This is a genomic window from Phaeobacter sp. CAU 1743 (genome assembly GCF_039839315.1).
In the GTDB taxonomy this organism is placed as follows: Bacteria; Pseudomonadota; Alphaproteobacteria; order Rhodobacterales; family Rhodobacteraceae; genus Phycobacter; species Phycobacter gallaeciensis_A.
On the sequence record NZ_JBDOQR010000025.1, the window covers coordinates 15,865 to 37,334 of the forward strand.

The following is a 21,470-nucleotide window of genomic DNA, read 5'->3' on the forward strand; positions in this document are numbered from 1 at the left end:
CGGTCGGGGCAGCCGTCTTCAGCTGCGGTTGCCGTCAGCGACTCTGTCTTTCATCAGATGGGAGGGCCGGAAGGTCAGCACACGGCGTGGCTGAATCGGAACCTCTTCACCGGTTTTGGGATTGCGCCCCACACGTGCCGTCTTGTCCCGGACGCTAAAGGTGCCGAAAGAAGAGATTTTCACCTGTTCCCCGCGGACAAGGGCGTCTGACATGTGCTGCAGCATGCTTTCAACCAGTTGCGCGCTTTCATTGCGGGAGAGGCCAACCTCGCGGAAAACGGCCTCGCTCAGATCCATTCGCGTCAGAGTTTTTTCGCTCATACCAGTCCCCGTTGTTTGCTCAAGCATAGGGGCTGGGGAATTTCACTGTCAATATCAATGAATTGCGCGCTGCGAGATTGCGCTGGCCCGTGCTACCAGCGCAGCACGACCGCGCCCCAGGCCAATCCGCCGCCGATCGCCTCGGTGACGATCAGGTCGCCGGGCTTGATCTGGCCGCGTTCCTTGCCGACCGACAGGGCCAGTGGAATCGACGCAGCAGAGGTGTTGCCGTGGTCCTGAACGGTCACCACAACGTTATCGAGGCTGAGGCCCATCTTCTTGGCGGTGCCCTGAATGATGCGGATATTGGCCTGATGCGGCACGATCCAGTCCACGTCTTCGGCGCCAAGGCCCGCGCGTTCCAGAGCTGTGGTTGCGGTCTTGGCCAGTTTCTCCACGGCATGGCGGAAAACCTGGTTGCCCTGCATGCGCAGATGGCCGGTCGATTGGGTGGAAACACCGCCGTCTACATAAAGCAGATCCTTGTAGCGCCCGTCAGAATTCAGATCGGTGGCCAGAATCCCGCGGTCATCGCTGGTGCCCGCGCCGGTCTGTGCCTCCAGAATCAGCGCGCCGGCGCCATCACCGAAGAGCACGCAGGTCGACCGGTCGGTCCAGTCCATGATGCGTGAGAAGGTTTCGGCGCCAATCACCATAACCCGGTCAGCCTGACCGGAGGCGATCAATGCGTTTGCGTTGCAGAGCGCATAGACGAAGCCGGCGCAGACCGCCTGCACGTCAAAGGCAAAGCCGCGGGTCATTTCCAGCTGTGCCTGCACCATGGTGGCCGCCGAAGGGAAGGTCAGGTCGGCGGTCGAGGTGGCCACGATGATCGCGTCGATATCGTCAGCCACAAGACCGGCATCGGAGAGCGCGGCCTTGGCCGCTGCGGTTGCCATCGAGGAGGTGGTTTCGCCCTCTTCGGCGAAATGGCGGCGTTCAATCCCGGAGCGGGAGCGAATCCATTCGTCCGTGGTGTCCAGGGTGGCTTCGAATTCCGCGTTTTCGACCACGCGTTTAGGGAGATAATGGCCGGTGCCTACAACTACTGCACGTCGCGTCATTCTGTGACTGCCTTCTTGGTCTTATTTTGTTGAGATCCGGTCGTCGTCGTCGGAGCCTGCGGCATCTTGGGTAAGCTCCACGGCGGATGCAACCCGCGCGGCCAGTTTTTCGGCAAAACCCTGCTCGGCCAGACGGAAGGCCAGTTTTACTGCGGCCGATACTCCGGTGGCATCGGCGCCGCCGTGGGATTTTACCACGGTGCCGTTTAGGCCCAGAAACACGCCGCCATTGGCGCGCCGCGGATCGATCCGTTTTGCCAGCCGCGACAGAGAGGTATAGGCCAGCAGCGCCGCGATCTTGGACAGGAAGGAATATTCAAAGGCCTCGCGCAAGGCCGAGCGGACCAGGCTGGCGGTGCCTTCACCGGTCTTGATCGCGACATTTCCGGTAAAGCCGTCGGTGACGATGACATCTGCCATATTGCCGGGGATATCGCTGCCTTCGACAAAGCCGACAAATTCATAATCGGCGATTCCGGCATTTTCAGCGATTAGCGCGTGGGCTTCTTTCAGCTCGGCGCGGCCTTTGTGTTCCTCGGTGCCGACGTTGAGCAGGCCAACGCGCGGGCGGGCGATATCCATGGAATTACGAGTATAGGAGGTGCCCATCAGCGCGTATTGCAGCAGATCCTGCGCGTCGGCGCGCACATCGGCGCCCACATCCAGCATCACGTTGAACCCCTGCGGGTTGCGTGATGGCCAGAGAATCGCAATCGCGGGGCGGTTGACGCCCGGCACCTTGCGCAGGCGCAGCATACTGAGCGCCATCAGCGCGCCGGTATTGCCGCAAGAGACGACCCCGGCGGCTTCGCCGTTCTTCACGGCGTCCAATGCGGACCACATCGAGGTGCCCTTGCCATTGCGCATGACCTGGCTGGGCTTGTCGTCCATGGTGACAACGCTGTCGACATGACGAATAACGACGCGATCCGCCAGGATGCGCCGTTTGGCAACCAAGGGTGCCAATTCGTCTTCGGGGCCATGTAGAATGAATCCGATATTCGGGTTCTTCTCGGCGGATTTCGCGATACCGGCCACCACTACGGCAGGGCCGGCATCTCCGCCCATGGCATCGACAGAAATCACAATTTTACCAGTCTGCGCTTTGGATTGATCGGGTTTGCCCGTCATAGGTAAAGCCTGCCTGGCGTTATGTGATCAAAGGAGGGCTTACGCCGCGTCCTCATCCATGTCGATTTCGTCGTTCGCTGCAACGATTTCTTTATCGTCGTAGTGGCCGCAGGACGGGCACACGTGGTGCGGACGCTTCAGTTCGCCGCAGCTGGAGCATTCGTTCGGGTTTGCAGCAACCAGGGCATCGTGCGCGCGACGGTTGTTGCGGCGCGATTTGGATACTTTGTTCTGTTGGACGGCCATGTCTCAACCTTTGTCTGCTTGGCGCCTTGGGGCCATCCCCGCCGCGCGATTTCATTGTTTTGTCGTGATCGGTGTGACGTGCGTGTAGGCCGCAGCCTCTCCGATGTCCAACCAAAAATTCCGATGAGCGCGCGAAAATACTGCGAATCCTCTGCGGCGCAAGCGGTTTTTTAGGGCAGGCGGGGCGTCAGTACCAGCAGGAAGTTCACCATACGGTATTTTTCCGCCTCATTTACCGTCAGTCGTCGCCTTTCAACTGTTCCTTGAGAGCCGAAAGGGCGGCAAAGGGGCGGGTGTCTTCGTCGCGCATGGGTTTAACACCCGGTTCAGCGAACACTGCTTCGCCCAGTTCCTGACCTTCTTTGCGCGGGTAAGCGGGAATCGCCAGGGTCAGTGCCTCAATCATTACTTCATAGGGATCGATGCTGCTGCCCAGCGGTTCGATGGTTTCATCCTCGGTCATTTCTGCTTCGGCGTCTTCCGGCTCCTCGTAGGATGCCATGTACTGTCGCCGCACTTTCTGGTCGATCCGGGTGGTGACCGGATCCAGCGTGACCACGCAGTCCTGCACCACCGTGGCGCCCAGGGTGGCGGTCAGCACCCAGTCCCGGCGCCCGCTGGCGCGGATCTCGCCTTCGAACCGCAGCTTGCGCAGGCTGTTGACCTCCAGATCCCGCGCCAAGTCAGCCAGGGCTTCGGCATCGGGGCGGATATCAAAGGGCGTCGGGGCGTTCTGCGGCAGATCCGCGACCCGGAAAGCAGTGCTGTCAGCCATTTTGCAAACTTTCGTTTCTTGAACCAGAAGGCTGCATTAGGTAATCGGGATGGGCGGCGTAATCAAGCCGGGGTCGCGGCAGTCTTTCGGGGGGCATCATGGGTGCACAGTCAATCAAGCTGAAATCAGCGGCAAAGCTGGCGGCGACACTGCTGCTGTGCGGATCCTTGACCGCCTGCGCGGCCAGCTATCGCAAGCACGGCTATGTGCCATCCGAGGAAGATCTGGCAGAAGTGGTCGTCGGCGTGGACAGCCGAGACTCGGTTGCGGAGAGCATCGGTATTCCGTCGTCTTCCGGCGTGCTGAACGAAAGCGGCTACTACTATGTGTCCACCCGGATGCGCCATTATGGCGCTGCAGAGCCCAAACCGGTGTCCCGCGAACTGGTTGCGGTCAACTTTGACACGCGCGGCGTCGTTAGCGGCATCCAGCGTTTCGGGCTTGAGGATGGCCGGGTGATCCCGCTGCAGCGCCGGGTCACATCCTCCAGCATCGAAGATAAGACCTTCCTGCGTCAGTTGATCGGCAACCTGGGCAACTTCTCCCCGGATGCAATCCTCGACCAGTAAGCAGGTATGGCCATGGGCTGCGGTATCTGTCGTGCGGTTGTGATCAGGGGATGCTAGTCTGACTGCGCCCTATGGAAACGCGGGTGGGGTGCCGGATGAGAGGTCTGGCGGCCACATGGGGGATCGGCAATGGCGCAGTCTGCAACGCTCCTGACGGAAACACTCCTCAGCAAAGGCCGTTATCTGGCCCGGTTCGCAGGGACAGATGCGGATCTTCACGCGGCGCAAGAGTTGCGCAGCCAATGCTTTGGTACTGTGAAGCCGGATCGTGATCCCTATGATTCCCGCTGCCGCCACATACTGATCGAAGAGCGGGACACCAGGGCACTGATTGGGTGTTTCCGGATGCTGACGCTGAAGAGCGGTCAGGACATTCCCCAAAGCTATGCCGCCCAATACTATGACCTGTCCCGGCTCAGTTCCTATGAGGGGCGCATGGCCGAGGTCGGGCGGTTCTGCATTCGGGAAGGCGCCGCGGATGCCGACATCCTGCGCATCGCCTGGGGGGCGATCACCGCCCTGGTGGATGCCGAAGATATCCGGATGCTGTTCGGGTGCAGTTCCTTCGCAGGTACGGAAGCTGCGCCCTATCTCGACACTTTTGCCCTCTTGAGGCAGCGCCATCTGGCGCCCGGCATGTGGCAGCCTGTGATCAAGGCGCCGCAGGTGGTGCGGTTTGACAGCCTCCCAGCGCGCGTGCCCGACCAGAAGGTGGCCCTGCGCCATATGCCGCCTTTGTTGCGGACCTATCTGTTGATGGGAGGCTGGGTCAGCGATCACGCGGTGGTGGATGAGGGCCTCAATACGCTGCATGTCTTTACCGGCGTCGATGTCGGTGCAATCCCGGAGACGCGCAAACGCCTGCTGCGCGCTGTAGCAGCCCCGGTGTAGCCGATTTCCACGGCTCCCAGCCGTGGTCGGCGTTGACGGCGCGCGCGGGCCGGTTTAGCTGGCTTTCATGGCACGAATTCCTCTTTTGCAGATGTCCGGCATATCGCTCACCTTTGGTGGCGATCCGGTGTTTTCCGATCTCGACCTCGTGGTGCAACCCGGTGACCGGGTTGCCCTTGTGGGCCGCAACGGCTCGGGTAAATCCACCCTGATGAAGGTGATGGCGGGTCTCGTCGAACCGGACCAGGGCAGCATCGTGGTGCCGCCAGGTAAATCGGTGGGCTATATGGAGCAGGACCCGCAGATGACCGGGTTTGCGACGCTTGGTGATTTCGCCGCCAGCGCCCTGGAGCCGGGCGAGATGTACCGGGTGGAGCGCGCGGGCGAGGGGTTGAAGTTTGATCCCGCACGCCCGGTCGAGACTGCCTCGGGCGGGGAACGGCGCCGCGCGGCCCTGGCCAAGCTGATGGCCGAAGCGCCCGATCTGATGCTACTGGACGAGCCGACCAACCATCTGGATATCGAGGCGATCACCTGGCTCGAAGGGGAGTTGAAATCCACCCGCGCGGCCTACGTGCTGATCTCTCACGACCGGGCCTTTTTGCGCGCGCTGACCCGCGCCACCCTGTGGGTCGACCGGGGGCAAGTGCGGCGTCAGGAAAAGGGATTTGACGCCTTCGAGGCCTGGCGCGACAAGATCTGGGAAGAAGAAGACCAGCAGCGGCACAAGCTGAACCGGTTGATCAAATCCGAAAGCCGCTGGGCCGTCGAAGGTATTTCGGCTCGGCGCAAACGCAACATGGGCCGGGTGCGGGCGCTGCAGGACCTAAAGGCCGAGCGCGCGTCGCAGATTAAACGCCAGGGCGCGGCCGAACTGGCGCTGGATGCCGGACCCAAATCAGGCCGCAAGGTGATAGAAGCCGAGGGCCTTTCCAAGGCCTTTGATGGTAAGACCATTGTCTCAAACTTCTCGCTGAAGGTGCAGCGCGGCGATCGCGTCGCCTTTGTGGGGCCTAACGGCGCGGGCAAGACGACGCTGCTGAAGATGCTGCTGGGGCTGGAAGAACCGGATGCGGGCAGCGTGACCCTTGGCACCAATCTGGAGATCGCCTTGTTCGATCAGACCCGCGATCAGCTCGATCCCGATGCCTCGCTCTGGGAAAACCTTACCACCGATCCGGCGTTGGGGATTTCCGGCAAGGCCGATCAGGTGATGGTGCGCGGCCAGCCCAAACACGTGGTGGGTTATCTCAAGGAATTCCTGTTCGATGAACGGCAGGCGCGGGCGCCGGTGCGCTCCCTGTCGGGCGGGGAAAAGGCGCGGTTGTTGCTGGCCCGGCTGATGGCGCGGCAAAGCAACCTTCTGGTGCTGGACGAACCGACCAACGATCTTGATGTGGAAACGCTGGACCTGTTGCAGGAGCTGCTCGACGCCTATGATGGCACTGTGCTGCTGGTCAGCCACGACCGGGATTTTCTGGACCGCGTTGCCACCACCACCATCGCCATGGAGGGTGATGGGCGCGCCACGGCCTATGCCGGCGGCTGGAGCGACTACCTGTCCCAGCGTGCGCCAGAAGAGGCCGAAGAAAAGGCCGAAAAGTCAAAACCGTCCAAGCCAAAGCCCAAGCAGGAAGCGGCGCCGAAGGAAGGCCTGAGCTTCAAGGAAAAACACCGGCTTGAGGCCCTGCCGGAAGAGATCGACCGGCTGGAGCAGGAGATCGCCAAGCTGGAACAGCTGATGGCAGATCCCGAGCTGTTCACCCGCGAGCCGGTGAAGTTCAAGAAAGCCACCGAAGCCCTTGTAGAGCGTCAGGAAAAACTGGCTGCAGCAGAGGAAGAGTGGCTGGAGCTGGAGGAAAAGGCGGGCGATGCCTGAGCGGATTTGTTTCGTGTGCGAAACATTGTCTAAAATCAGCATCTTATCGTTAACTATTCATTTAGATATGCGGTAATTAGGCTGCCACAAGAAAAGGGGCGCCTGATACGGCGCCCCTTTAATATTTTCGGTTAACGTATTGTTAATCCGCTATTTTCAACGCATGCGCAGGGCGCCATCGATGCGGATCACCTCGCCATTGAGGTAACCCATCTCGACGATGAAACCTGCAAGGCGGCCGTATTCCGCCGGATCGCCAAGGCGCGGCGGGTTCGGCACATCGGCGGCCAGTTGCTGTTGCACTTCTTCGGGCAGACCGGCCAGCATCGGGGTCATGAAGATGCCCGGTGCGATGGTCATCACCCGGATACCGGAAGAGGCCAGATCCCGCGCCATCGGCAGGCACATGCCGACCACGCCGCCCTTGGAAGCGGAATAGGCCACCTGGCCTTTTTGCCCGTCAAAGGCCGCGATGGATGCGGTGTTGATGATCACGCCGCGGGCGCCATCGGGCTCGGGCTCGTTCTTGGCGATCTCTACCGCCGCCAGCCGTGCCACGTTGAAGGTGCCGACGAGGTTGATGTCGATGGTGCGCTTGTAGGCATCCAGCGGATGCGCGCCGTCCTTGCCGACGGTCTTGATACCATAGGCGATGCCGGCACAGTTCACACAGGCGGAGATCCGGCCCATCTTCTCGGCAGCAAAGGCAATCGCCGCGGCAACCGAGTCTTCGTCGGTGACGTCGGTCTGAACGAAAAAGCCGCCAATCTCGGCCGCCACCTTCTCGCCACGCTCGGCGTCGCGGTCAAGGATGGTGACCTTGGCACCGCCTTCGGCAAAGTGGCGGGCAGTCGCCTCGCCAAGGCCGGATGCGCCGCCGGTGATTACCGCGCATGTCTGGTCAAGTTTCATGAGCAGGGGTCCTCCCAGTATCTGAACATGTGTTCAAATAAACATGGGGGATCAGATCTGTCCAGCGGTACCCGCCGTCATCATGCGCCGGTCCAGCCGCGCCAGTGGTGCCAGCAGGCGGCCCATCGGCGGCCAGTAAATCCAGGTGCCGCCAAGACGGTGCAGATCGGCGCCGGTGCCAAGTTTGAACCGGGCGAGGCCGGGCGCGTCTTCGGTGTTGATAACGCCAAGATCCAGCGTTTTGCAGCCCTGGGCCGAGAGCCAGCTCATCGCTTCCCACATCAACAGGTTATGGGCCGACAGCTGTTTGCCGCGGTCGCTGCTGTGGGACAGGTGGTAGGTCGCATGCTGCCCGTGGCGCAGCACCAGAATCGCTGCCACAGGCTCTTTGCCCTCGAAGGCCTGAAACAGTTTCGCCGTGCCTGGGTTGGCCTGCGCATAGGTCAGAGTCAGGCCGACGGGCCAGCTGCGATAGCCGCGTTCGGTTTGCTTTGCCTGATCGGCCGCAAACAGCCAGTGAGTCGGATCCACCGGCATGTTCTGCCGCGTCAGGCGCAGGGATTGAGATTCACCGTGTCTCAGCTGGTTGCGCCATTTCTGATGTAATGCGGCGCGGCGGGCATCGGGGCAGGGCGCCAGATTCAGTCGGGCGACACTGGCGGGGCCCATCAGAGGCACCGCGCCGTGGCGGGCCAGTTCGGGTGTGGGGGTTTCCGGTGACAGGATCACCGGCGTGCGGCGCAGGCCTTCTTCTTGCAGCATTTCCAGCAGGCGCAGGGGTTTGTGCACCGTGGCCCGGTTGACCATGGCGACGTCGATGCGGCCCCAGAACCGTTGCCGCAGGACGGTGGTATTGTTCATCCGCTCCAGGACCAAAGGATCCTGCCCGGTCGCCCGCAGCGCGCGCAGAAATTCTTCGGATTGGGGCAGGGTGTCGTGCCGTCCGGGCTGGATCGAGGTCTGGGCCGTTTCGGCAGGAATGAAATCAAACATGCCTATATGTTTACCGAGTGGAAACCTAATTCAGGGTTAATGGGGCGCATGAAAAAACAGTCCCAAGTTCTGGGCCGATGCGCCCCCAGCCCCCGGATCAGCAAGACCGCAGCCCTTCTTGTGGCGACGGGCCTGTCGGTTCCGGTCTTCATCCTGCTGACGCTGGCGGAGTTTCTGTTCTTCTAGCCCTGCCGCCGGGTGCGGTGTGCTCTGCGCTCAATAACGGGGCACTCCCACTCCCGTGGGAGGAGAAGGGCCGACACGGCAGGCAAAGCAGCGCAGGCAGCAACAAAAAAGAGGCAGGAAGCCCTGCCTCTTTAACGTTCTTCATCACATAGCCAGTGGCGCTTAGTCCGCCAACTGCACCAGCGCGTGGCGTTTCTTGCCCGCGCTCAGCTTGATCGGAGAGGCCAGTGCGCCCGCGTCGATCATCAGGCCTGCATCGCTCAGCGGGGCATCGTCGATGCGCGCGCCATTCTCGGAGATCAGCCGCTTGGCCTCCTTGCCGGATTTCGCCAGGCCCGATTTCACGATCAGCTGCACGATCGAAATTCCGTCGCCCAGATCGGCAGGGGTTAGGGTCAGGGTCGGCAGATCGTCCCCGACGCCGCCTTTCTCGAACACCTCGCGTGCGGTGGCCTCGGCAGCGGCGGCCGCGTCGGCGCCGTGCAGCAGGGTGGTCACCTCATTGGCGAGGATCACCTTGGCCTCGTTGATCTCGGACCCGGCCAGTGCGCCCAGACGCTCGCATTCGTCCAGCGGCATCTCGGTGTAGAGCTTCAGGAACCGGCCCACGTCGGCATCGGTGGTGTTGCGCCAGAACTGCCAGAACTCATACGGGGAGAGCATATCCGGGTTCAGCCAGACCGCGCCGTTCTGCGACTTGCCCATCTTCTTGCCGTCCGAAGTGGTCAGCAGCGGCGAGGTCAGACCGTAGATCTCATGGTCCAGCACCCGGCGGGTCAGGTCGATACCGTTGACGATGTTGCCCCACTGGTCCGAGCCGCCCATCTGCAGGATGCAGCCATAGCGGCGGTTCAGCTCCAGGAAGTCATAGGCCTGCAGGATCATGTAGTTGAATTCGAGGAAGCTGAGCGATTGTTCCCGGTCCAGCCGCGATTTCACGCTTTCAAAGGACAGCATCCGGTTGACCGAGAAATGCCGCCCGATGTCGCGCAGGAATTCAAGGTAGTTGAGATCGCTCAGCCATTCGTCGTTGTTGATCATCATGGCGCCATTGGGGCCATCGTTGTAATCGACATAGGCCGAAAACACCTTCTTGATGCCGGCGATATTGTCGTCGATCTGCGCAGGCGTCAGCAGCGGGCGTTCATCTGCACGGAACGACGGGTCGCCCACCTTGGTGGTGCCGCCGCCCATCAGGGTGATCGGCTTGTGGCCGGTCTTTTGCAGCCAGCGCAGCATCATGATCTGGATCAGGGATCCCACGTGCAGCGATTTCGCTGTGGCGTCAAAGCCGATATAGCCGGACTGGCCAGGGGTCATCAGCGCCTCGTCCAGACCTTGATAGTCCGTACAGTCGGCGAGAAACCCGCGCTCCATCATCACGGTGATGAAATCCGATTTGGGATGATAGGTCATGGCATGCCTCGGCTTGTCTATTGCAACGTGGTGTATAAAACGCAAAAGGGGCACATGGAACCTGCTTTTGCGCAGAAAATCCATGCGCGTTGGGCAGTCTGCAGGCAGGCGGGCCCGGTTGATCTGGCTGAAGGGCAGGGAAATGACACGAGCGATTGCAAAAACCGGTAGGGTGATCGCGCTTGGCGCCATGAGTGGCACCTCGCTGGATGGCGTTGATGCGGCGCTAGTCGAGACCGACGGAGAGCGGATCTTTGCTTTTGGTGACAGTGGTTACCGCCCCTATAGCGAGGCGGAGCGCGCGGTGCTGCGCGCGGGGCTTGGCCATTGGTCGGGGCCAGAGGTTGAGGCCGCAGGCGTTCTGACCGATCAGGTCCATGCCGAGCTTTTGTCCGGGTTTCCCGCCGCGCAGATTGTCGGATTTCACGGTCAGACCCTGGCCCATGCGCCGCGCAGACAGGGCACGCTGCAGGTGGGCGATGGCGCGGCCCTGGCCGAGGCGCTGGGACGGCCCGTGGTCTGGGATTTCCGCTCGGATGATGTGGCCTTGGGCGGTGAGGGCGCGCCGCTGGCGCCATTCTTCCACTTTGCCTGCGCCAAATACATCGGCGCGACGCGCCCGCTATGCTTTCTGAACCTCGGCGGGGTTGGCAATCTCACCTATGTGGATCCGCGGTTCGAGCGGCCCGAAGATCCCGGCGCGCTCTTGGCCTTTGACACCGGGCCAGCCAATGCACCGCTCAACGATCTGCTGCAGGCGCGGCTGGGGTTGCCGTTTGACAAGGATGGCGCGATTGCCCGCAAGGGGCAGGTCGAAGAGGGCGCACTGGAGTTGTTCCTGGCCGAGGGGTTCTTTGCAAAGATGCCGCCGAAGTCGCTGGATCGGAACGATTTCTCCGAAATGGTAGAGCTGGTCGGGGAGCTGAGCGATGCGGATGCCGCAGCGACGCTGACCGCCATGTGCGCCGCCGCCGTGGCGCAGGGGATGGAGCATTGCCCCGCGCCGCCCGAGATGGTGCTGGTCACTGGTGGCGGGCGGCAGAACCCGGTGCTGATGGAGATGCTGCGGGTCTCGCTCGATTGCCCGGTCAAACCGGTCGAGGACGTTGGCCTTGATGGCGACATGCTGGAGGCGCAGGCCTTTGCGCATCTGGCGGTGCGGGTGGCGCGGGGCATGCCGACCTCCTGTCCCGGCACCACTGGCGTGCGCGCCTGTGTCGGCGGTGGTGTGGTGAGCGTGCCGGGCGAGGGGTAGGTGGCCTTCATGTAGAACGAAGGGTCAGGCGCGACCCGGCCTTGCGGCCGTGTCAGAGGGGCGCGCCAAAGGGTTATGCGCGCGGAATATCAAATTCTGGCGCGGCCAGCTCGAACCCTTCGAACTGGAACCCAGGCGACACGGTGCAGCTGACCAGCGTATAGTCTCCGGTTGTGCGGGCAGCCTGCCAGTGGCCTGTGGGCACGATCAGCTGCGGCGCGCCCTTGGTCAGATCCGGGGTCAAAAGGTGATCCGTGGCGGGGCCTTCATCTGTTTCGGACAGCGACAGGACCAGCGGCGCGCCTGCGTGATACAGCCAGATCTCGGCCGCATCGACGCGGTGCCAATGACTGGCTTCCCCCGCTTTGAGCAGGAAATAGATACAGGTGCCTGTGGGGCGTCCTTCGTTCTCGGCAACCCAGGTCTGCCGGTACCAGCCGCCCTCAGGGTGGGGTTCCAGTTTCAGCTTTTCGATGATCTGATCCGCCGTCATCCGTGCCTCTTTCCTGCTGTCTTACGCCTGTTTGATCTGGCAACCCAGGTCTGCCGGTACCAGCCGCCCTCAGGGTGGGGTTCCAGTTTCAGCTTTTCGATGATCTGATCCGCCGTCATCCGTGCCTCTTTCCTGCTGTCTTACGCCTGTTTGATCTGGCAATCCGTGCCTTGCCGCGTATGTTTGGGCCATGACATTGCACATCCCCTTTGACAACACATACGCGCAGCTTGCGCCTCAGTTCTACAGCAAACAGGCGCCGGAACCGGTGTCCGCGCCCCGCCTGCTTGCCTTCAACAACGATCTGGCACAGCTCATGGGTATCACCCCGGGCGATCTGCCGGAGATGGCCGAGGTGTTCGGCGGCAACCGCATCCCCGAGGGGGCCGATCCGCTGGCGCAGCTTTATGCCGGGCATCAGTTCGGCAACTTCAATCCGCAGCTGGGGGATGGGCGCGCGATCCTTTTGGGCGAAACCATCGGCAGCGATGGCAAGCGCCGGGATATCCAGCTCAAAGGCTCAGGCCGTACGCCCTATTCGCGCCAAGGCGACGGGCGCGCCTGGCTGGGGCCGGTGTTGCGGGAATACGTGGTGTCCGAGGCGATGCATGCGCTTGGCATCCCCACCACCCGAGCGCTGGCTGCTGTGGAAACCGGCGATCCCGTCTGGCGTGAAGGCGCCAAGCCCGGCGCGGTCTTGACGCGGGTGGCGGCAAGCCATCTGCGGGTGGGAACCTTCCAGATCTTTGCTGCGCGCGGTGATGTCGCGGCGCTGCAGCGGCTGACGCAATACGCCATTGATCGCCATTATCCCGACGTGCAGGGGCCGATGGGCCTGTTGCGCGCGGTGCGCGATGCGCAGGCGCGGCTGGTGGCGCAATGGATGTCGGTCGGCTTTATCCACGGCGTGATGAATACAGACAATTGCGCCATTTCGGGCGAGACGATCGATTACGGGCCCTGCGCCTTCATGGATACGTACAACCCTTCGCAGGTCTTCAGTTCGATCGACCGGATGGGGCGATATGCTTATGACAACCAGCCGGGGATCATCGTCTGGAACCTCGCGCAGCTGGCCACGGCGCTGATCCAGCAGCTGGACGATCCGCAGGCGGGTGTGGAGGAAGCCACCGAGATCGTGCATGCCATGCCGGGGGTGATCGAGCAGGAATGGCTCAGTCGCTTTGCCGCCAAGATCGGCATCGCCACGCCGCAAGATGGCGATATGGCGCTGATCGAGGATCTGCTGGAGCGTATGGCGGCGGGGCAGGCGGATTTCACCAACGCCTTCCGGGCGCTAGCCGGTGAGAATGCCCGTGACCAGTTCCTTGACCCTGCGGCCTTTGACAGCTGGGCGATGGGCTGGCGCCAGCGGTTAGAGACAGAGGAAAACCCCGAGGCGCTGATGCGGCAGGTCAACCCGGCCTTCATCCCGCGCAATCACCGTATCGAAGAGATGATAGCTGCCGCGGTCGATGGCGACATGGCGCCGTTTGAACGGCTCAATCTGGTGCTGGCGCGCCCCTATGAGGATCAGCCAGAGCACGCCGAGCTGCAAAACCCGCCGCGCCCTGAAGAGGTGGTCGCAGCAACCTTCTGCGGCACCTAAGGCAGAGAAGCAGGGGCCGCGCTCTCGCGCGGGCTTGGCCTCCTTGTGGAGGCGCTCTCCCCCTTGGGCCAGGCGCCGTGCTGCGCACGGCGCGCGCGCCATGGCGCGCCAGACCCAACGGGAGCGGATGCATCCGTGATGCACCCGCGACGGGCGGGAGAGCTTGCTTATCCGATTGTGGTGCGTTTGTCGGGGCGGTTGATCAGGAAGACGCCTGCCGCCACCAGGGCCAGCGCCAGCCAGACCTCATATGACAGTCTCTCGCCAAGGATCAGCCAGCCCATCAGCACGGCAAGCACCGGCGACAGGAAGCTGAAGGAGGCGACAGACCCGGCCTTGTAGATGGTGAACAGCCAGAACCACAGCAGGTATCCGAGGCTGGCAATCGCAATGGCCTGAAACAGCACGCCTGCGATATGGATCGGCTCGGGTGCGCGCAGCAGCGGCCCGAAAAGCGGCGACAGCGCCAGCAGCAGCACGGCCGAGACGGCCAGTTGGTAGATCAGCTGCGTCACCGCGGGCACCCGCGACAAGGGCGTTGCCCGCACACAGAAGGCAAGCCCGGCCCAGCACAGGGTCGAGATCAGCGCCAGCACGTCGCCCAGAACCGAAGCGCCGCTGGCGTCCCGATCCTGCACCGCCAACACCACACCGCCCATGGCCAGCACCAGGCCAACAACGCGCAGCCCGCTCAAGCGTTCTCCCGGCAGCCATAGATGCGCGGCCAGCGCCAGCCACACCGGCATCGAGTTGAAGATGATCGTCACCCGGGACACGGATGAGACATCAAGCGCCCAGAACAGGCAGATGAACTCGCCCGTGAACAAGAGGCCGACCACGATGCCCCAGCCGTGGATGCCCGCTGGCATACCGCCCTCGGGGCGCAGCCGGGAGCGGCGCAACCAGACCCAGATGAGGATCACCGCCAGCGCGATGAGCGAGCGCAGGCCTGCCTGGAACACCGGGCCAAAGCCACCGTTGGCGATCTTGATAACCACCTGATTGAAGCCAAGAAGGGCGGCAAAGCCGGCCAGGGCGAGGGCGCCCGCGGCGTCCATGGATCTCTTTTCTGTCATGAGCGCATCAGCACCGGGACGTAAGGGACTGTCAAGCCAGAGGCTTTGCCAAAATCTGCTGCAATTCCGCGCGCCTTGACGCAGGCGGGGCGATCTTGGCTTGCACCGGCTGTGCGGGCGATGAAAACTGGCAGGGAAAGGAGCGCCCATGCCCGAGACCACCCTGCGTCTGGCCAGCTACAACATTCAGAAATGCGTTGGTCTGGACCTGCGGCGGCAGCCGCGGCGCACGCTGAATGTGATCGAAAGCCTTGGCGCGCGGATCGTGCTGTTGCAGGAGGCGGACAAGCGTCTGCCGCCCCGGCCCGCGGCGCTGCCGCATTTCGTTCTGAACGAGGCGGGTTGGCAGGATGTAGATCTGGGCGGGGCCGGATCGCTGGGCTGGCACGGCAATGCGGTGATCTGGAAAGGCCAGGGCATTTCCCTGCGCGACAAGGGGCACATCGATCTGCCGGGGCTGGAGCCGCGCGGCGCGGTCTGGGCGGCCTTTGACACCCCCATCGGCCCTTTGCGGGTGGTCGGCGCGCACCTGGGGCTCACCGGGCGGGCGCGGCGGGCGCAGGTGCGGCATCTTGCACAACACAGCGCGAAATGGACCGATATGCCGACGGTTTGGGGCGGTGATTTCAACGACTGGTCGCGCAGCTCGGTTCTGGACCGGCTGGCGCCGATGATGCGGTTCCTGCCGCCCGCGCCCAGTTTTCCGGCGCTTCGGCCCCTTGGCGCATTGGACCGGATTGCTCATAGCGGTGGACTGGAGGTGGTGCGGGCTGGCGTGCATCAGGCGCAGCCAGCGCATATCGCCTCGGACCACCTGCCGGTCTGGGCGGATCTGCGGCGCGCCGGTTAGGCATCCGCTGCACAAAGAAAACCGCCACGCAATGGCGCGGCGGCTTCCGATTTTTCTGATCTGTTAGCAGCTTTGGCTTAGCTGGAGCGACGGCGCTGGCCGCCTTGTCCGTTGCCCTGGCCGCTGCCACCTTGACCGCCGCTTTGACCCTGGCCACCGCGGCCTCCGCCGCCGCCACGACGCCGACGGTTGCCACCGGGGCGTCCGCCGCCGCCGGGTTTGCCGCCGCCACCCGGGCCGCCACGACGTCCCTTGGGCGCTGCCGGATCGGGCAGCACTTCCCACGGGCGGCCCGAGGCGACCGGAATGGTGATCTTCATGGTCTTCTGGATCGCTTTCAGCTCATCCATCTCGTCCGGTGCGCAGAATGCGACGGCCTGACCGTCCTTGCCCGCGCGTGCGGTGCGGCCGATGCGGTGCACATAGGCATCCGGCACATTCGGCAGTTCGTAGTTGTAGACGTATTTCACGTCCGGGATATCCAGGCCCCGCGCCGCCACATCGGTGGCCACCAGCACCTTGATCTCACCGGACTTGAAGGCGGCAAGGGCACGTTCGCGCTGGCCCTGGCTTTTGTTGCCGTGGATCGCCGCGGCGGCAAAACCCGCCTTGTCCAGCACCCGCATCAGCTTTTCCATGCCGTGTTTGGTGCGGCCAAAGACCAGCGTGCGCTCGTCCTTGTGCTCGGTCAGCAACTCTTTCAGCAGGCTCAGTTTTTCTGCCTTGGCGATGAAATGCACCGATTGGGTGACCTTGGCCGCGGGTTTGCCCGGAGGGGTCACTTCGATGCGCACCGGGCGCTGCAGGTAGGAGTTGGCGATCTCGTTCATCTGTTTCGGCATGGTGGCAGAGAACAGCATGGTCTGGCGCTCTTCCGGCAGCAGGGCCGAGATCTTGCGCAGGGCGTGGATAAAGCCGAGGTCCAGCATCTGGTCGGCCTCGTCCAGCACCAGGAAGTCGCAGGAGCCAAGATCCAGCGCGTTACGGTCCAGAATGTCCAGCAGGCGGCCGGGGGTGGCCACCAGAATATCGGTGCCGCGGGCAATACGCTGGATCTGCGGGTTGATCGAAACACCGCCGACCACCAGGCCGATCTTCATCGGGGAGCCTTCGGTCAGCCCCTTGAGGGTCGCGGCGATCTGGTTGGCCAGCTCGCGGGTCGGCGCCAGAACCAGACCGCGCACGGTCTTGGCCGCTGGTTTGCGGCCATAGTCCTGCATGCGGGTGATCAGCGGAATGCCAAAGGCGGCGGTCTTGCCGGTACCGGTCTGGGCCAAACCCAGTACGTCCTCGCCGTTCAGGGCATGGGGAATGGCGCGCGCCTGAATCGGGGTCGGATCCTTCAGACCCATGTCATCAAGGCGGGCGAGAAGCTGCTGCGGCAGCCCCATAGTCGAAAATTCAGTCACTTGTCGTCCTTTCGCGGCCTTCGCATCATGCAAAAGACCGGTGCCGCAGCTCCGGGACCGCGTCCCGGATTGCGGAGATGGGTGGGGCAGGGACCTCTGGCGGGGGCTGGCCGGATGCCAGGCCGCTGGCCTCTGCAAACGCCCCACGCGTGATTTTGGGAACACGGGCATATCACTAAGACGCCGGGAAATGCCTGCACCTCAGGTGCAACCGGGCTGTCTCTGCTCACGCGGCAGGGATGGATGCCTGACGCCCAAATGGAGGCCCCGGCCCGGAATGTCAATGGGCACGACAGGTGATTTGACGGTTTGCGCCCCGAGCTTGGTTCGTTACACAGGGAGCCCAGAAACGGAGAGGACTGCGATGGCAGAATCGATTATCGCCCGCTGCGAGGCCAAGGGCCTGCGTATGACCGGCCAGCGCCGTGTGATTGCGCGCGCCCTGCAGGACAGCGATGATCATCCGGATGTGGAGGAACTCTACGCCCGGGCCAGCGCGCTGGATGCCGGGATTTCGCTGGCCACGGTATATCGCACGGTAAAGCTGTTCGAAGAGGCCGGTATTCTGGACCGGCTGGAATTTGGCGACGGCCGCGCCCGTTACGAGGACGCGGACCGTGAACATCACGACCACCTGATCGACATCAACACTGGCGAAGTGATCGAATTCTGCGACCCCGAGATCGAGGCGCTGCAGGAAAAGATCGCGGCCAAGCTTGGATACCAGCTGAAGGGGCACAAGCTGGAACTCTACGGCGTGCCGACAAAAAAGAGCTGACAAGCTACATTCATCACGATGCGTGATGATTAACATCACAACATGTTGCGTCATCCTGTCGCGAAACCGCTTGCCGGTGGCGGCAATGCTGGGCATGCCCGGATTTGCAGGGCGCCTATCGCGGGGGCCGGGCACAGGAAGGGCGCGCGCATGAACAACATTAACGGTATTCTTCTGGTCATCGGAGCGATGGCAGCCTTCACCCTGGAGGATATGTTCATCAAGACCCTGTCCGAGAAGCTTCCGGTGGGGCAGATCCTGATCCTTCTGGGGCTCGGCAGCGGCAGCGTCTTTGCGGTTCTGGCGAAAGTGCAGGGGCACCGGATTTTTGCCCCGCGCGCCTGGCGCCGGAGGCCGGTGCTGCGCGCCCTGACCGAGGCGCTGGCGGCGGTCAGCTTTGCCACATCTCTGGCGCTGGTGGATATTTCCGTTGTGGCCGCCGTGTTTCAGGCGACGCCTTTGGTCATCACCATGGGCGCGGCGCTGTTTCTGGGGGAGCAGGTCGGATGGCGCCGCTGGAGCGCGATTCTGTTCGGGTTCGCCGGGGTCCTGATGATCATCCGGCCGGGGTTCAGCGGATTTGAACCCGCGGCCCTGCTGGTGCTGGTCTCGGTTGGGGCGGTTGCCGCGCGGGATCTGCTGACACGTGTGATGGACAGTGCCGTGCCCTCCACCGTGGTCAGTTTTCAGGCCTTTGCAGCCGTCATTCCGGCGGCGGCGCTGCTCTTGGTGCTGACGCCCGGAGAGGCGCGGGCGCTGGAGGGGGGCGAAACGCTGATGATGCTGGGCGGCGTTCTGTTCGGTGTGTTGGGTTACTACGGTATTGTTTCGGCGATGCGGGTCGGGGATGCCTCGGCTGTGACGCCCTTCCGCTATACGCGGCTTGTCTTTTCGCTGCTGGCGGGCGTCATCATGTTCAACGAACGCCCCGATGCCATGACCCTGGCCGGGGCCGGGTTGATCATCGCCTCTGGCCTTTACACCTTCCTGCGCGAACGCCGACTGGCCCGCGCCGTTCCGACGGCGACCTGATCGGGCACATCGCCGCAGCTGCAAAACTGTTGGCGCAAACAGCGAATTGTTAGCCCTAACCGGTGAAATAAAGGCGCGTTAGCGATAACGGAAGCGGTTTACAATCTGCCCTCGGCTGCTATGACGCTGGCAACCAATTGCCACAGTCAGGAACCGACCGATGAGCACCATTATCGACATTCACGCCCGCGAAATCCTTGACAGCCGGGGCAACCCGACCGTCGAGGTTGATGTGATCCTCGAAGACGGCACCATGGGCCGCGCCGCTGTCCCCTCGGGCGCGTCGACCGGCGCCCATGAAGCGGTGGAAAAGCGCGACGGCGACAACAGCCGTTACATGGGTAAAGGCGTTCTGGAGGCCGTGGCCGCCGTCAACGGTGAGATCGCCGAGGAGCTGGTCGGCTTTGACGCGACCGAGCAGGTTGCCATCGACAGCGCGATGATCGAGCTGGACGGTACCGCCAACAAGGGCCGTCTGGGCGCCAATGCCATTCTGGGCGTATCGCTGGCCGTGGCCAAGGCGGCTGCCGATTTCACCACCCAGCCGCTGTTCCGCTATGTGGGCGGCACCTCGGCGCGGGTTCTGCCGGTGCCGATGATGAATATCATCAACGGCGGCGAACATGCCGACAACCCGATCGACATTCAGGAATTCATGATCATGCCGGTGGCCGCGGAGAACATCCGCGACGCGGTGCGCATGGGCGCCGAAGTTTTCCACACGCTGAAGAAAGAGCTGACCGCAGCGGGCCTCAGCACGGGGATCGGCGACGAGGGCGGCTTTGCTCCCAATATCGCATCGACCCGCGAAGCGCTGGATTTCGTTCTGAAGTCCATCGAGAAGGCAGGCTACCGCCCGGGTGAGGACATCTATCTGGCGCTCGATTGTGCCGCGACCGAATACTACAAGGACGGCAAATACGTCCTGTCTGGCGAAGGCGAGACCCTGTCCAGCGATGAAAACGTCGCTTACCTGTCGGCGCTGGTGAACGATTACCCGATCATCTCGATCGAAGACGGCATGGGCGAAGACGACTGGGACGGCTGGAAAGCCCTGACCGACGCCATCGGCGACAAGGTGCAGCTGGTGGGCGACGATCTGTTCGTGACCAACCCGGCGCGTCTGGCCGAAGGCATCCAGCGCGGCTCGGCCAACTCGATGCTGGTGAAGGTGAACCAGATCGGCTCGCTCACCGAAACCCTGCGGGCCGTCGACATGGCGCATCGCGCGGGCTTTACCAACGTGATGTCGCACCGTTCGGGCGAGACTGAGGATGCCACCATTGCCGATCTCGCGGTTGCCACCAACTGCGGCCAGATCAAGACCGGCTCGCTGGCGCGTTCCGACCGGCTCGCGAAATACAACCAGCTGATCCGCATCGAGGAAGTGCTGGGCGAAGTGGCCGAATACGCAGGCCGTTCGATCCTGAAATAAGTCTCGGTTGACAGACTGCGAAAGGCCCCGTCATGTCTGGCGGGGCTTTTTCTTTTCCAAGGGGCCGGGATCGTTTTGAAAGTCGCGCTTCTCTATCTTCTGTGCTGGCCGGTGTTGCGGGACTCTGTCTCGCGTCTTTCTTTCCTGGTTCAGCCTCACGGAGAGCTGGCGTTCGTCGATCTGCGCTATGCCGAACATCCCTGGAGCACCGCAGTCCATCTCGTTCCGGGGATCTTGTTCTTCCTTGTCGGCCCTCTTCAATTCTCGCCAGGTCTGCGGCGGAGGTGGCCGGGCCTACACAGGAGCTTAGGAAAACTGTTCATCGCAAGTGGCTTCGTCTCAAGCCTTGGGGTGATGCATATGGTGATCGTCTTTCCCGCATTGGGCGGACTTCTGACCCAAGGCGTCACCTACGCCATTTGCCTGTCGATGGTGGCAGCAATGATCCTCGCCTATCGCGCAATTCGGCGCAGGGAGGTGATGCTACATATGCGCTGGATGCGGCTTGCCTTTGCCTTGGGGCTGACCGTCTCTACCGCGCGGATCTACATCACCCTGGCTGACACGGTGCTTTCGGTGCCATTCGAGCAGAGCTTTACCATCGCATCTGCCTTGGGGTTGGCGACAAATCTGGCTGTTGTCGGCTTTCAGGAGCGCAGACGGAAGATCGCCAGAAGTTAGTTCAGAAGTTCGCACAGCTCTCCTGCGCATGTTCCCGCGCTACATCTTCTCTGCCGACACAGGCTGCGCCATCATGGTTGGGGCACTTGTTCTATTGAAAACGCCCCGTAGCCAGTCGCACGGGGCGTTATTTCAAATCGCTTGTGATGGCCTTACGGGCAGGGCGCTTCGTAATAGGTGCCGTCGCCGCGGGCATAGGCGCAGGTGTTTGTGGCCTGGTTCTGGGCCACCACGGTGCCAGCTGCCGCACCGGCAAGGGCAGCGATGATGCGCCAGTTCTTGTTGGCATCCAGCGCCTCGGCGGCGATCAGACCGGCCGCGGCGCCGCCGGTGACACCAACGACGGTGCGTTGTTCGGTGGTCAGGTTCTCGCAGCCGGTCAGGGCTAGAACGGCAGCAGCGGCGAGTGCGGTGAGTTTTGCTTTCATCGGGCATCTCCTGTCAGTGGTCTGAGGGGGAGTATTGCGCC

23 protein-coding genes and 1 pseudogene are annotated in these 21,470 nt (G+C 62.7%); 11 read left to right on the forward strand and 13 right to left on the reverse strand.

All coding sequences use genetic code 11. The features are described from left to right. Nucleotides 1-18 precede the first annotated feature (18 nt). The 5 genes from ihfA to AAFO90_RS11495 all read right to left on the reverse strand — a co-directional run bounded on the left by ihfA (nucleotide 19) and on the right by AAFO90_RS11495 (nucleotide 3,537). Nucleotides 19-321, reverse strand: coding sequence for an integration host factor subunit alpha (gene ihfA / locus AAFO90_RS11475; protein ID WP_065273243.1), 303 nt, complete (start codon nucleotides 319-321; stop codon nucleotides 19-21). A 92-nt stretch (nucleotides 322-413) separates the two neighbouring features. After that, entirely contained in the window at nucleotides 414-1,385 is a 972-nt protein-coding gene (locus AAFO90_RS11480) for a beta-ketoacyl-ACP synthase III (protein ID WP_065273244.1), read from the reverse strand. 21 nt (nucleotides 1,386-1,406) lie between these two features. Beyond that, entirely contained in the window at nucleotides 1,407-2,516 is a 1,110-nt protein-coding gene (plsX, locus tag AAFO90_RS11485) for a phosphate acyltransferase PlsX (RefSeq protein ID WP_347509507.1), read from the reverse strand. Between the two features lie 39 nt (nucleotides 2,517-2,555). Beyond that, a complete protein-coding gene (gene rpmF, locus AAFO90_RS11490; protein WP_065273246.1) occupies nucleotides 2,556-2,762 on the reverse strand; it encodes a 50S ribosomal protein L32 in 207 nt (68 codons plus the stop codon). A 238-nt stretch (nucleotides 2,763-3,000) separates the two neighbouring features. Then, a complete protein-coding gene (locus AAFO90_RS11495) occupies nucleotides 3,001-3,537 on the reverse strand; it encodes a DUF177 domain-containing protein (protein WP_347509508.1) in 537 nt (178 codons plus the stop codon). A 98-nt stretch (nucleotides 3,538-3,635) separates the two neighbouring features. Between AAFO90_RS11495 and AAFO90_RS11500 the strand changes: the two genes are divergently transcribed. The 3 genes from AAFO90_RS11500 to AAFO90_RS11510 all read left to right on the forward strand — a co-directional run bounded on the left by AAFO90_RS11500 (nucleotide 3,636) and on the right by AAFO90_RS11510 (nucleotide 6,876). After that, nucleotides 3,636-4,106, forward strand: a complete 471-nt coding sequence (locus AAFO90_RS11500) for an outer membrane protein assembly factor BamE (RefSeq protein WP_065273248.1) — start codon at nucleotides 3,636-3,638, stop codon at nucleotides 4,104-4,106. A 129-nt stretch (nucleotides 4,107-4,235) separates the two neighbouring features. Beyond that, nucleotides 4,236-4,997 carry a GNAT family N-acyltransferase gene (locus tag AAFO90_RS11505; protein WP_347509509.1) on the forward strand — a complete coding sequence of 254 codons (762 nt, stop codon included), beginning with the start codon at nucleotides 4,236-4,238 and terminating at the stop codon, nucleotides 4,995-4,997. Nucleotides 4,998-5,088: 91 nt separating this feature from the next. After that, the gene (locus tag AAFO90_RS11510) at nucleotides 5,089-6,876 is read left to right on the forward strand and encodes an ATP-binding cassette domain-containing protein (RefSeq protein WP_347509531.1); all 1,788 of its coding nucleotides are present in this window, start codon (nucleotides 5,089-5,091) and stop codon (nucleotides 6,874-6,876) included. 156 nt (nucleotides 6,877-7,032) lie between these two features. Here the strand turns inward: AAFO90_RS11510 and AAFO90_RS11515 are convergent, their stop codons facing one another. Beyond that, entirely contained in the window at nucleotides 7,033-7,788 is a 756-nt protein-coding gene (locus tag AAFO90_RS11515; RefSeq protein ID WP_347509510.1) for a 3-hydroxyacyl-CoA dehydrogenase, read from the reverse strand. 51 nt (nucleotides 7,789-7,839) lie between these two features. Further along, nucleotides 7,840-8,781, reverse strand: a complete 942-nt coding sequence (locus AAFO90_RS11520; RefSeq protein ID WP_347509511.1) for a GNAT family N-acetyltransferase — start codon at nucleotides 8,779-8,781, stop codon at nucleotides 7,840-7,842. A gap of 48 nt (nucleotides 8,782-8,829) precedes the next feature. On the opposite strand from AAFO90_RS11520, the gene AAFO90_RS11525 reads away from it, so the two are divergent. Next, complete coding sequence (locus tag AAFO90_RS11525; RefSeq protein ID WP_347509512.1) at nucleotides 8,830-8,967, forward strand: hypothetical protein; 138 nt, start codon at nucleotides 8,830-8,832, stop codon at nucleotides 8,965-8,967. Between the two features lie 162 nt (nucleotides 8,968-9,129). On the opposite strand, the gene tyrS is transcribed toward AAFO90_RS11525, so the two are convergent. After that, the gene (tyrS, locus tag AAFO90_RS11530) at nucleotides 9,130-10,383 is read right to left on the reverse strand and encodes a tyrosine--tRNA ligase (protein ID WP_347509513.1); all 1,254 of its coding nucleotides are present in this window, start codon (nucleotides 10,381-10,383) and stop codon (nucleotides 9,130-9,132) included. Nucleotides 10,384-10,525: 142 nt separating this feature from the next. Here tyrS and AAFO90_RS11535 point away from each other — a divergent pair, with 142 nt between their 5' ends. Beyond that, nucleotides 10,526-11,638, forward strand: a complete 1,113-nt coding sequence (locus tag AAFO90_RS11535) for an anhydro-N-acetylmuramic acid kinase (protein WP_347509514.1) — start codon at nucleotides 10,526-10,528, stop codon at nucleotides 11,636-11,638. 73 nt (nucleotides 11,639-11,711) lie between these two features. Here the strand turns inward: AAFO90_RS11535 and AAFO90_RS11540 are convergent, their stop codons facing one another. Both AAFO90_RS11540 and AAFO90_RS11545 read right to left on the reverse strand, forming a co-directional pair. After that, on the reverse strand, nucleotides 11,712-12,131 hold the full coding sequence (locus AAFO90_RS11540) for a cupin domain-containing protein (protein ID WP_347509515.1): 420 nt from the start codon (nucleotides 12,129-12,131) through the stop codon (nucleotides 11,712-11,714). Between the two features lie 32 nt (nucleotides 12,132-12,163). Continuing rightward, nucleotides 12,164-12,250, reverse strand: a pseudogene (locus AAFO90_RS11545) (cupin domain-containing protein); the annotation flags it as partial. A 71-nt stretch (nucleotides 12,251-12,321) separates the two neighbouring features. Here AAFO90_RS11545 and AAFO90_RS11550 point away from each other — a divergent pair. After that, nucleotides 12,322-13,740, forward strand: coding sequence for a protein adenylyltransferase SelO (locus AAFO90_RS11550; protein ID WP_347509516.1), 1,419 nt, complete (start codon nucleotides 12,322-12,324; stop codon nucleotides 13,738-13,740). Nucleotides 13,741-13,907: 167 nt separating this feature from the next. On the opposite strand, the gene AAFO90_RS11555 is transcribed toward AAFO90_RS11550, so the two are convergent. Next, nucleotides 13,908-14,816, reverse strand: a complete 909-nt coding sequence (locus AAFO90_RS11555; protein WP_347509517.1) for a DMT family transporter — start codon at nucleotides 14,814-14,816, stop codon at nucleotides 13,908-13,910. A 148-nt stretch (nucleotides 14,817-14,964) separates the two neighbouring features. On the opposite strand from AAFO90_RS11555, the gene AAFO90_RS11560 reads away from it, so the two are divergent. Then, nucleotides 14,965-15,666, forward strand: coding sequence for an endonuclease/exonuclease/phosphatase family protein (locus AAFO90_RS11560; protein WP_347509518.1), 702 nt, complete (start codon nucleotides 14,965-14,967; stop codon nucleotides 15,664-15,666). Nucleotides 15,667-15,743: 77 nt separating this feature from the next. Here the strand turns inward: AAFO90_RS11560 and AAFO90_RS11565 are convergent, their stop codons facing one another. Further along, nucleotides 15,744-17,075, reverse strand: coding sequence for a DEAD/DEAH box helicase (locus tag AAFO90_RS11565; protein WP_065273258.1), 1,332 nt, complete (start codon nucleotides 17,073-17,075; stop codon nucleotides 15,744-15,746). 364 nt (nucleotides 17,076-17,439) lie between these two features. Between AAFO90_RS11565 and AAFO90_RS11570 the strand changes: the two genes are divergently transcribed. The 4 genes from AAFO90_RS11570 to AAFO90_RS11585 all read left to right on the forward strand — a co-directional run bounded on the left by AAFO90_RS11570 (nucleotide 17,440) and on the right by AAFO90_RS11585 (nucleotide 21,001). Continuing rightward, nucleotides 17,440-17,853, forward strand: a complete 414-nt coding sequence (locus AAFO90_RS11570; RefSeq protein WP_065273259.1) for a Fur family transcriptional regulator — start codon at nucleotides 17,440-17,442, stop codon at nucleotides 17,851-17,853. A gap of 150 nt (nucleotides 17,854-18,003) precedes the next feature. After that, a complete protein-coding gene (locus tag AAFO90_RS11575) occupies nucleotides 18,004-18,885 on the forward strand; it encodes a DMT family transporter (RefSeq protein ID WP_347509519.1) in 882 nt (293 codons plus the stop codon). Between the two features lie 160 nt (nucleotides 18,886-19,045). Continuing rightward, the gene (gene eno / locus AAFO90_RS11580; RefSeq protein WP_347509520.1) at nucleotides 19,046-20,320 is read left to right on the forward strand and encodes a phosphopyruvate hydratase; all 1,275 of its coding nucleotides are present in this window, start codon (nucleotides 19,046-19,048) and stop codon (nucleotides 20,318-20,320) included. Between the two features lie 111 nt (nucleotides 20,321-20,431). Beyond that, entirely contained in the window at nucleotides 20,432-21,001 is a 570-nt protein-coding gene (locus tag AAFO90_RS11585; protein ID WP_347509532.1) for a DUF2306 domain-containing protein, read from the forward strand. Nucleotides 21,002-21,153: 152 nt separating this feature from the next. Here AAFO90_RS11585 and AAFO90_RS11590 read toward each other — a convergent pair whose 3' ends face one another. Continuing rightward, nucleotides 21,154-21,429 carry a glycine zipper 2TM domain-containing protein gene (locus AAFO90_RS11590; protein ID WP_274828502.1) on the reverse strand — a complete coding sequence of 92 codons (276 nt, stop codon included), beginning with the start codon at nucleotides 21,427-21,429 and terminating at the stop codon, nucleotides 21,154-21,156. Nucleotides 21,430-21,470 lie beyond the last annotated feature (41 nt).

What these genes read in the sequence shown, in the direction of transcription:
- AAFO90_RS11510 (WP_347509531.1), top strand. Translation starts at nt 5,089, where the DNA reads ATGTCCGGCATATCGCTCACCTTTGGTGGCGATCCGGTGTTTTCCGAT.
- AAFO90_RS11515 (WP_347509510.1), bottom strand. Translation starts at nt 7,788, where the DNA reads ATGAAACTTGACCAGACATGCGCGGTAATCACCGGCGGCGCATCCGGC.
- AAFO90_RS11495 (WP_347509508.1), bottom strand. Translation starts at nt 3,537, where the DNA reads ATGGCTGACAGCACTGCTTTCCGGGTCGCGGATCTGCCGCAGAACGCC.
- AAFO90_RS11550 (WP_347509516.1), top strand. Translation starts at nt 12,322, where the DNA reads ATGACATTGCACATCCCCTTTGACAACACATACGCGCAGCTTGCGCCT.
- AAFO90_RS11525 (WP_347509512.1), top strand. Translation starts at nt 8,830, where the DNA reads ATGAAAAAACAGTCCCAAGTTCTGGGCCGATGCGCCCCCAGCCCCCGG.
- AAFO90_RS11560 (WP_347509518.1), top strand. Translation starts at nt 14,965, where the DNA reads ATGCCCGAGACCACCCTGCGTCTGGCCAGCTACAACATTCAGAAATGC.
- AAFO90_RS11500 (WP_065273248.1), top strand. Translation starts at nt 3,636, where the DNA reads ATGGGTGCACAGTCAATCAAGCTGAAATCAGCGGCAAAGCTGGCGGCG.
- AAFO90_RS11555 (WP_347509517.1), bottom strand. Translation starts at nt 14,816, where the DNA reads ATGACAGAAAAGAGATCCATGGACGCCGCGGGCGCCCTCGCCCTGGCC.
- ihfA (WP_065273243.1), bottom strand. Translation starts at nt 321, where the DNA reads ATGAGCGAAAAAACTCTGACGCGAATGGATCTGAGCGAGGCCGTTTTC.
- AAFO90_RS11590 (WP_274828502.1), bottom strand. Translation starts at nt 21,429, where the DNA reads ATGAAAGCAAAACTCACCGCACTCGCCGCTGCTGCCGTTCTAGCCCTG.
- eno (WP_347509520.1), top strand. Translation starts at nt 19,046, where the DNA reads ATGAGCACCATTATCGACATTCACGCCCGCGAAATCCTTGACAGCCGG.
- plsX (WP_347509507.1), bottom strand. Translation starts at nt 2,516, where the DNA reads ATGACGGGCAAACCCGATCAATCCAAAGCGCAGACTGGTAAAATTGTG.
- AAFO90_RS11540 (WP_347509515.1), bottom strand. Translation starts at nt 12,131, where the DNA reads ATGACGGCGGATCAGATCATCGAAAAGCTGAAACTGGAACCCCACCCT.
- AAFO90_RS11480 (WP_065273244.1), bottom strand. Translation starts at nt 1,385, where the DNA reads ATGACGCGACGTGCAGTAGTTGTAGGCACCGGCCATTATCTCCCTAAA.
- rpmF (WP_065273246.1), bottom strand. Translation starts at nt 2,762, where the DNA reads ATGGCCGTCCAACAGAACAAAGTATCCAAATCGCGCCGCAACAACCGT.
- AAFO90_RS11505 (WP_347509509.1), top strand. Translation starts at nt 4,236, where the DNA reads ATGGCGCAGTCTGCAACGCTCCTGACGGAAACACTCCTCAGCAAAGGC.
- tyrS (WP_347509513.1), bottom strand. Translation starts at nt 10,383, where the DNA reads ATGACCTATCATCCCAAATCGGATTTCATCACCGTGATGATGGAGCGC.
- AAFO90_RS11535 (WP_347509514.1), top strand. Translation starts at nt 10,526, where the DNA reads ATGACACGAGCGATTGCAAAAACCGGTAGGGTGATCGCGCTTGGCGCC.
- AAFO90_RS11520 (WP_347509511.1), bottom strand. Translation starts at nt 8,781, where the DNA reads ATGTTTGATTTCATTCCTGCCGAAACGGCCCAGACCTCGATCCAGCCC.
- AAFO90_RS11575 (WP_347509519.1), top strand. Translation starts at nt 18,004, where the DNA reads ATGAACAACATTAACGGTATTCTTCTGGTCATCGGAGCGATGGCAGCC.
- AAFO90_RS11570 (WP_065273259.1), top strand. Translation starts at nt 17,440, where the DNA reads ATGGCAGAATCGATTATCGCCCGCTGCGAGGCCAAGGGCCTGCGTATG.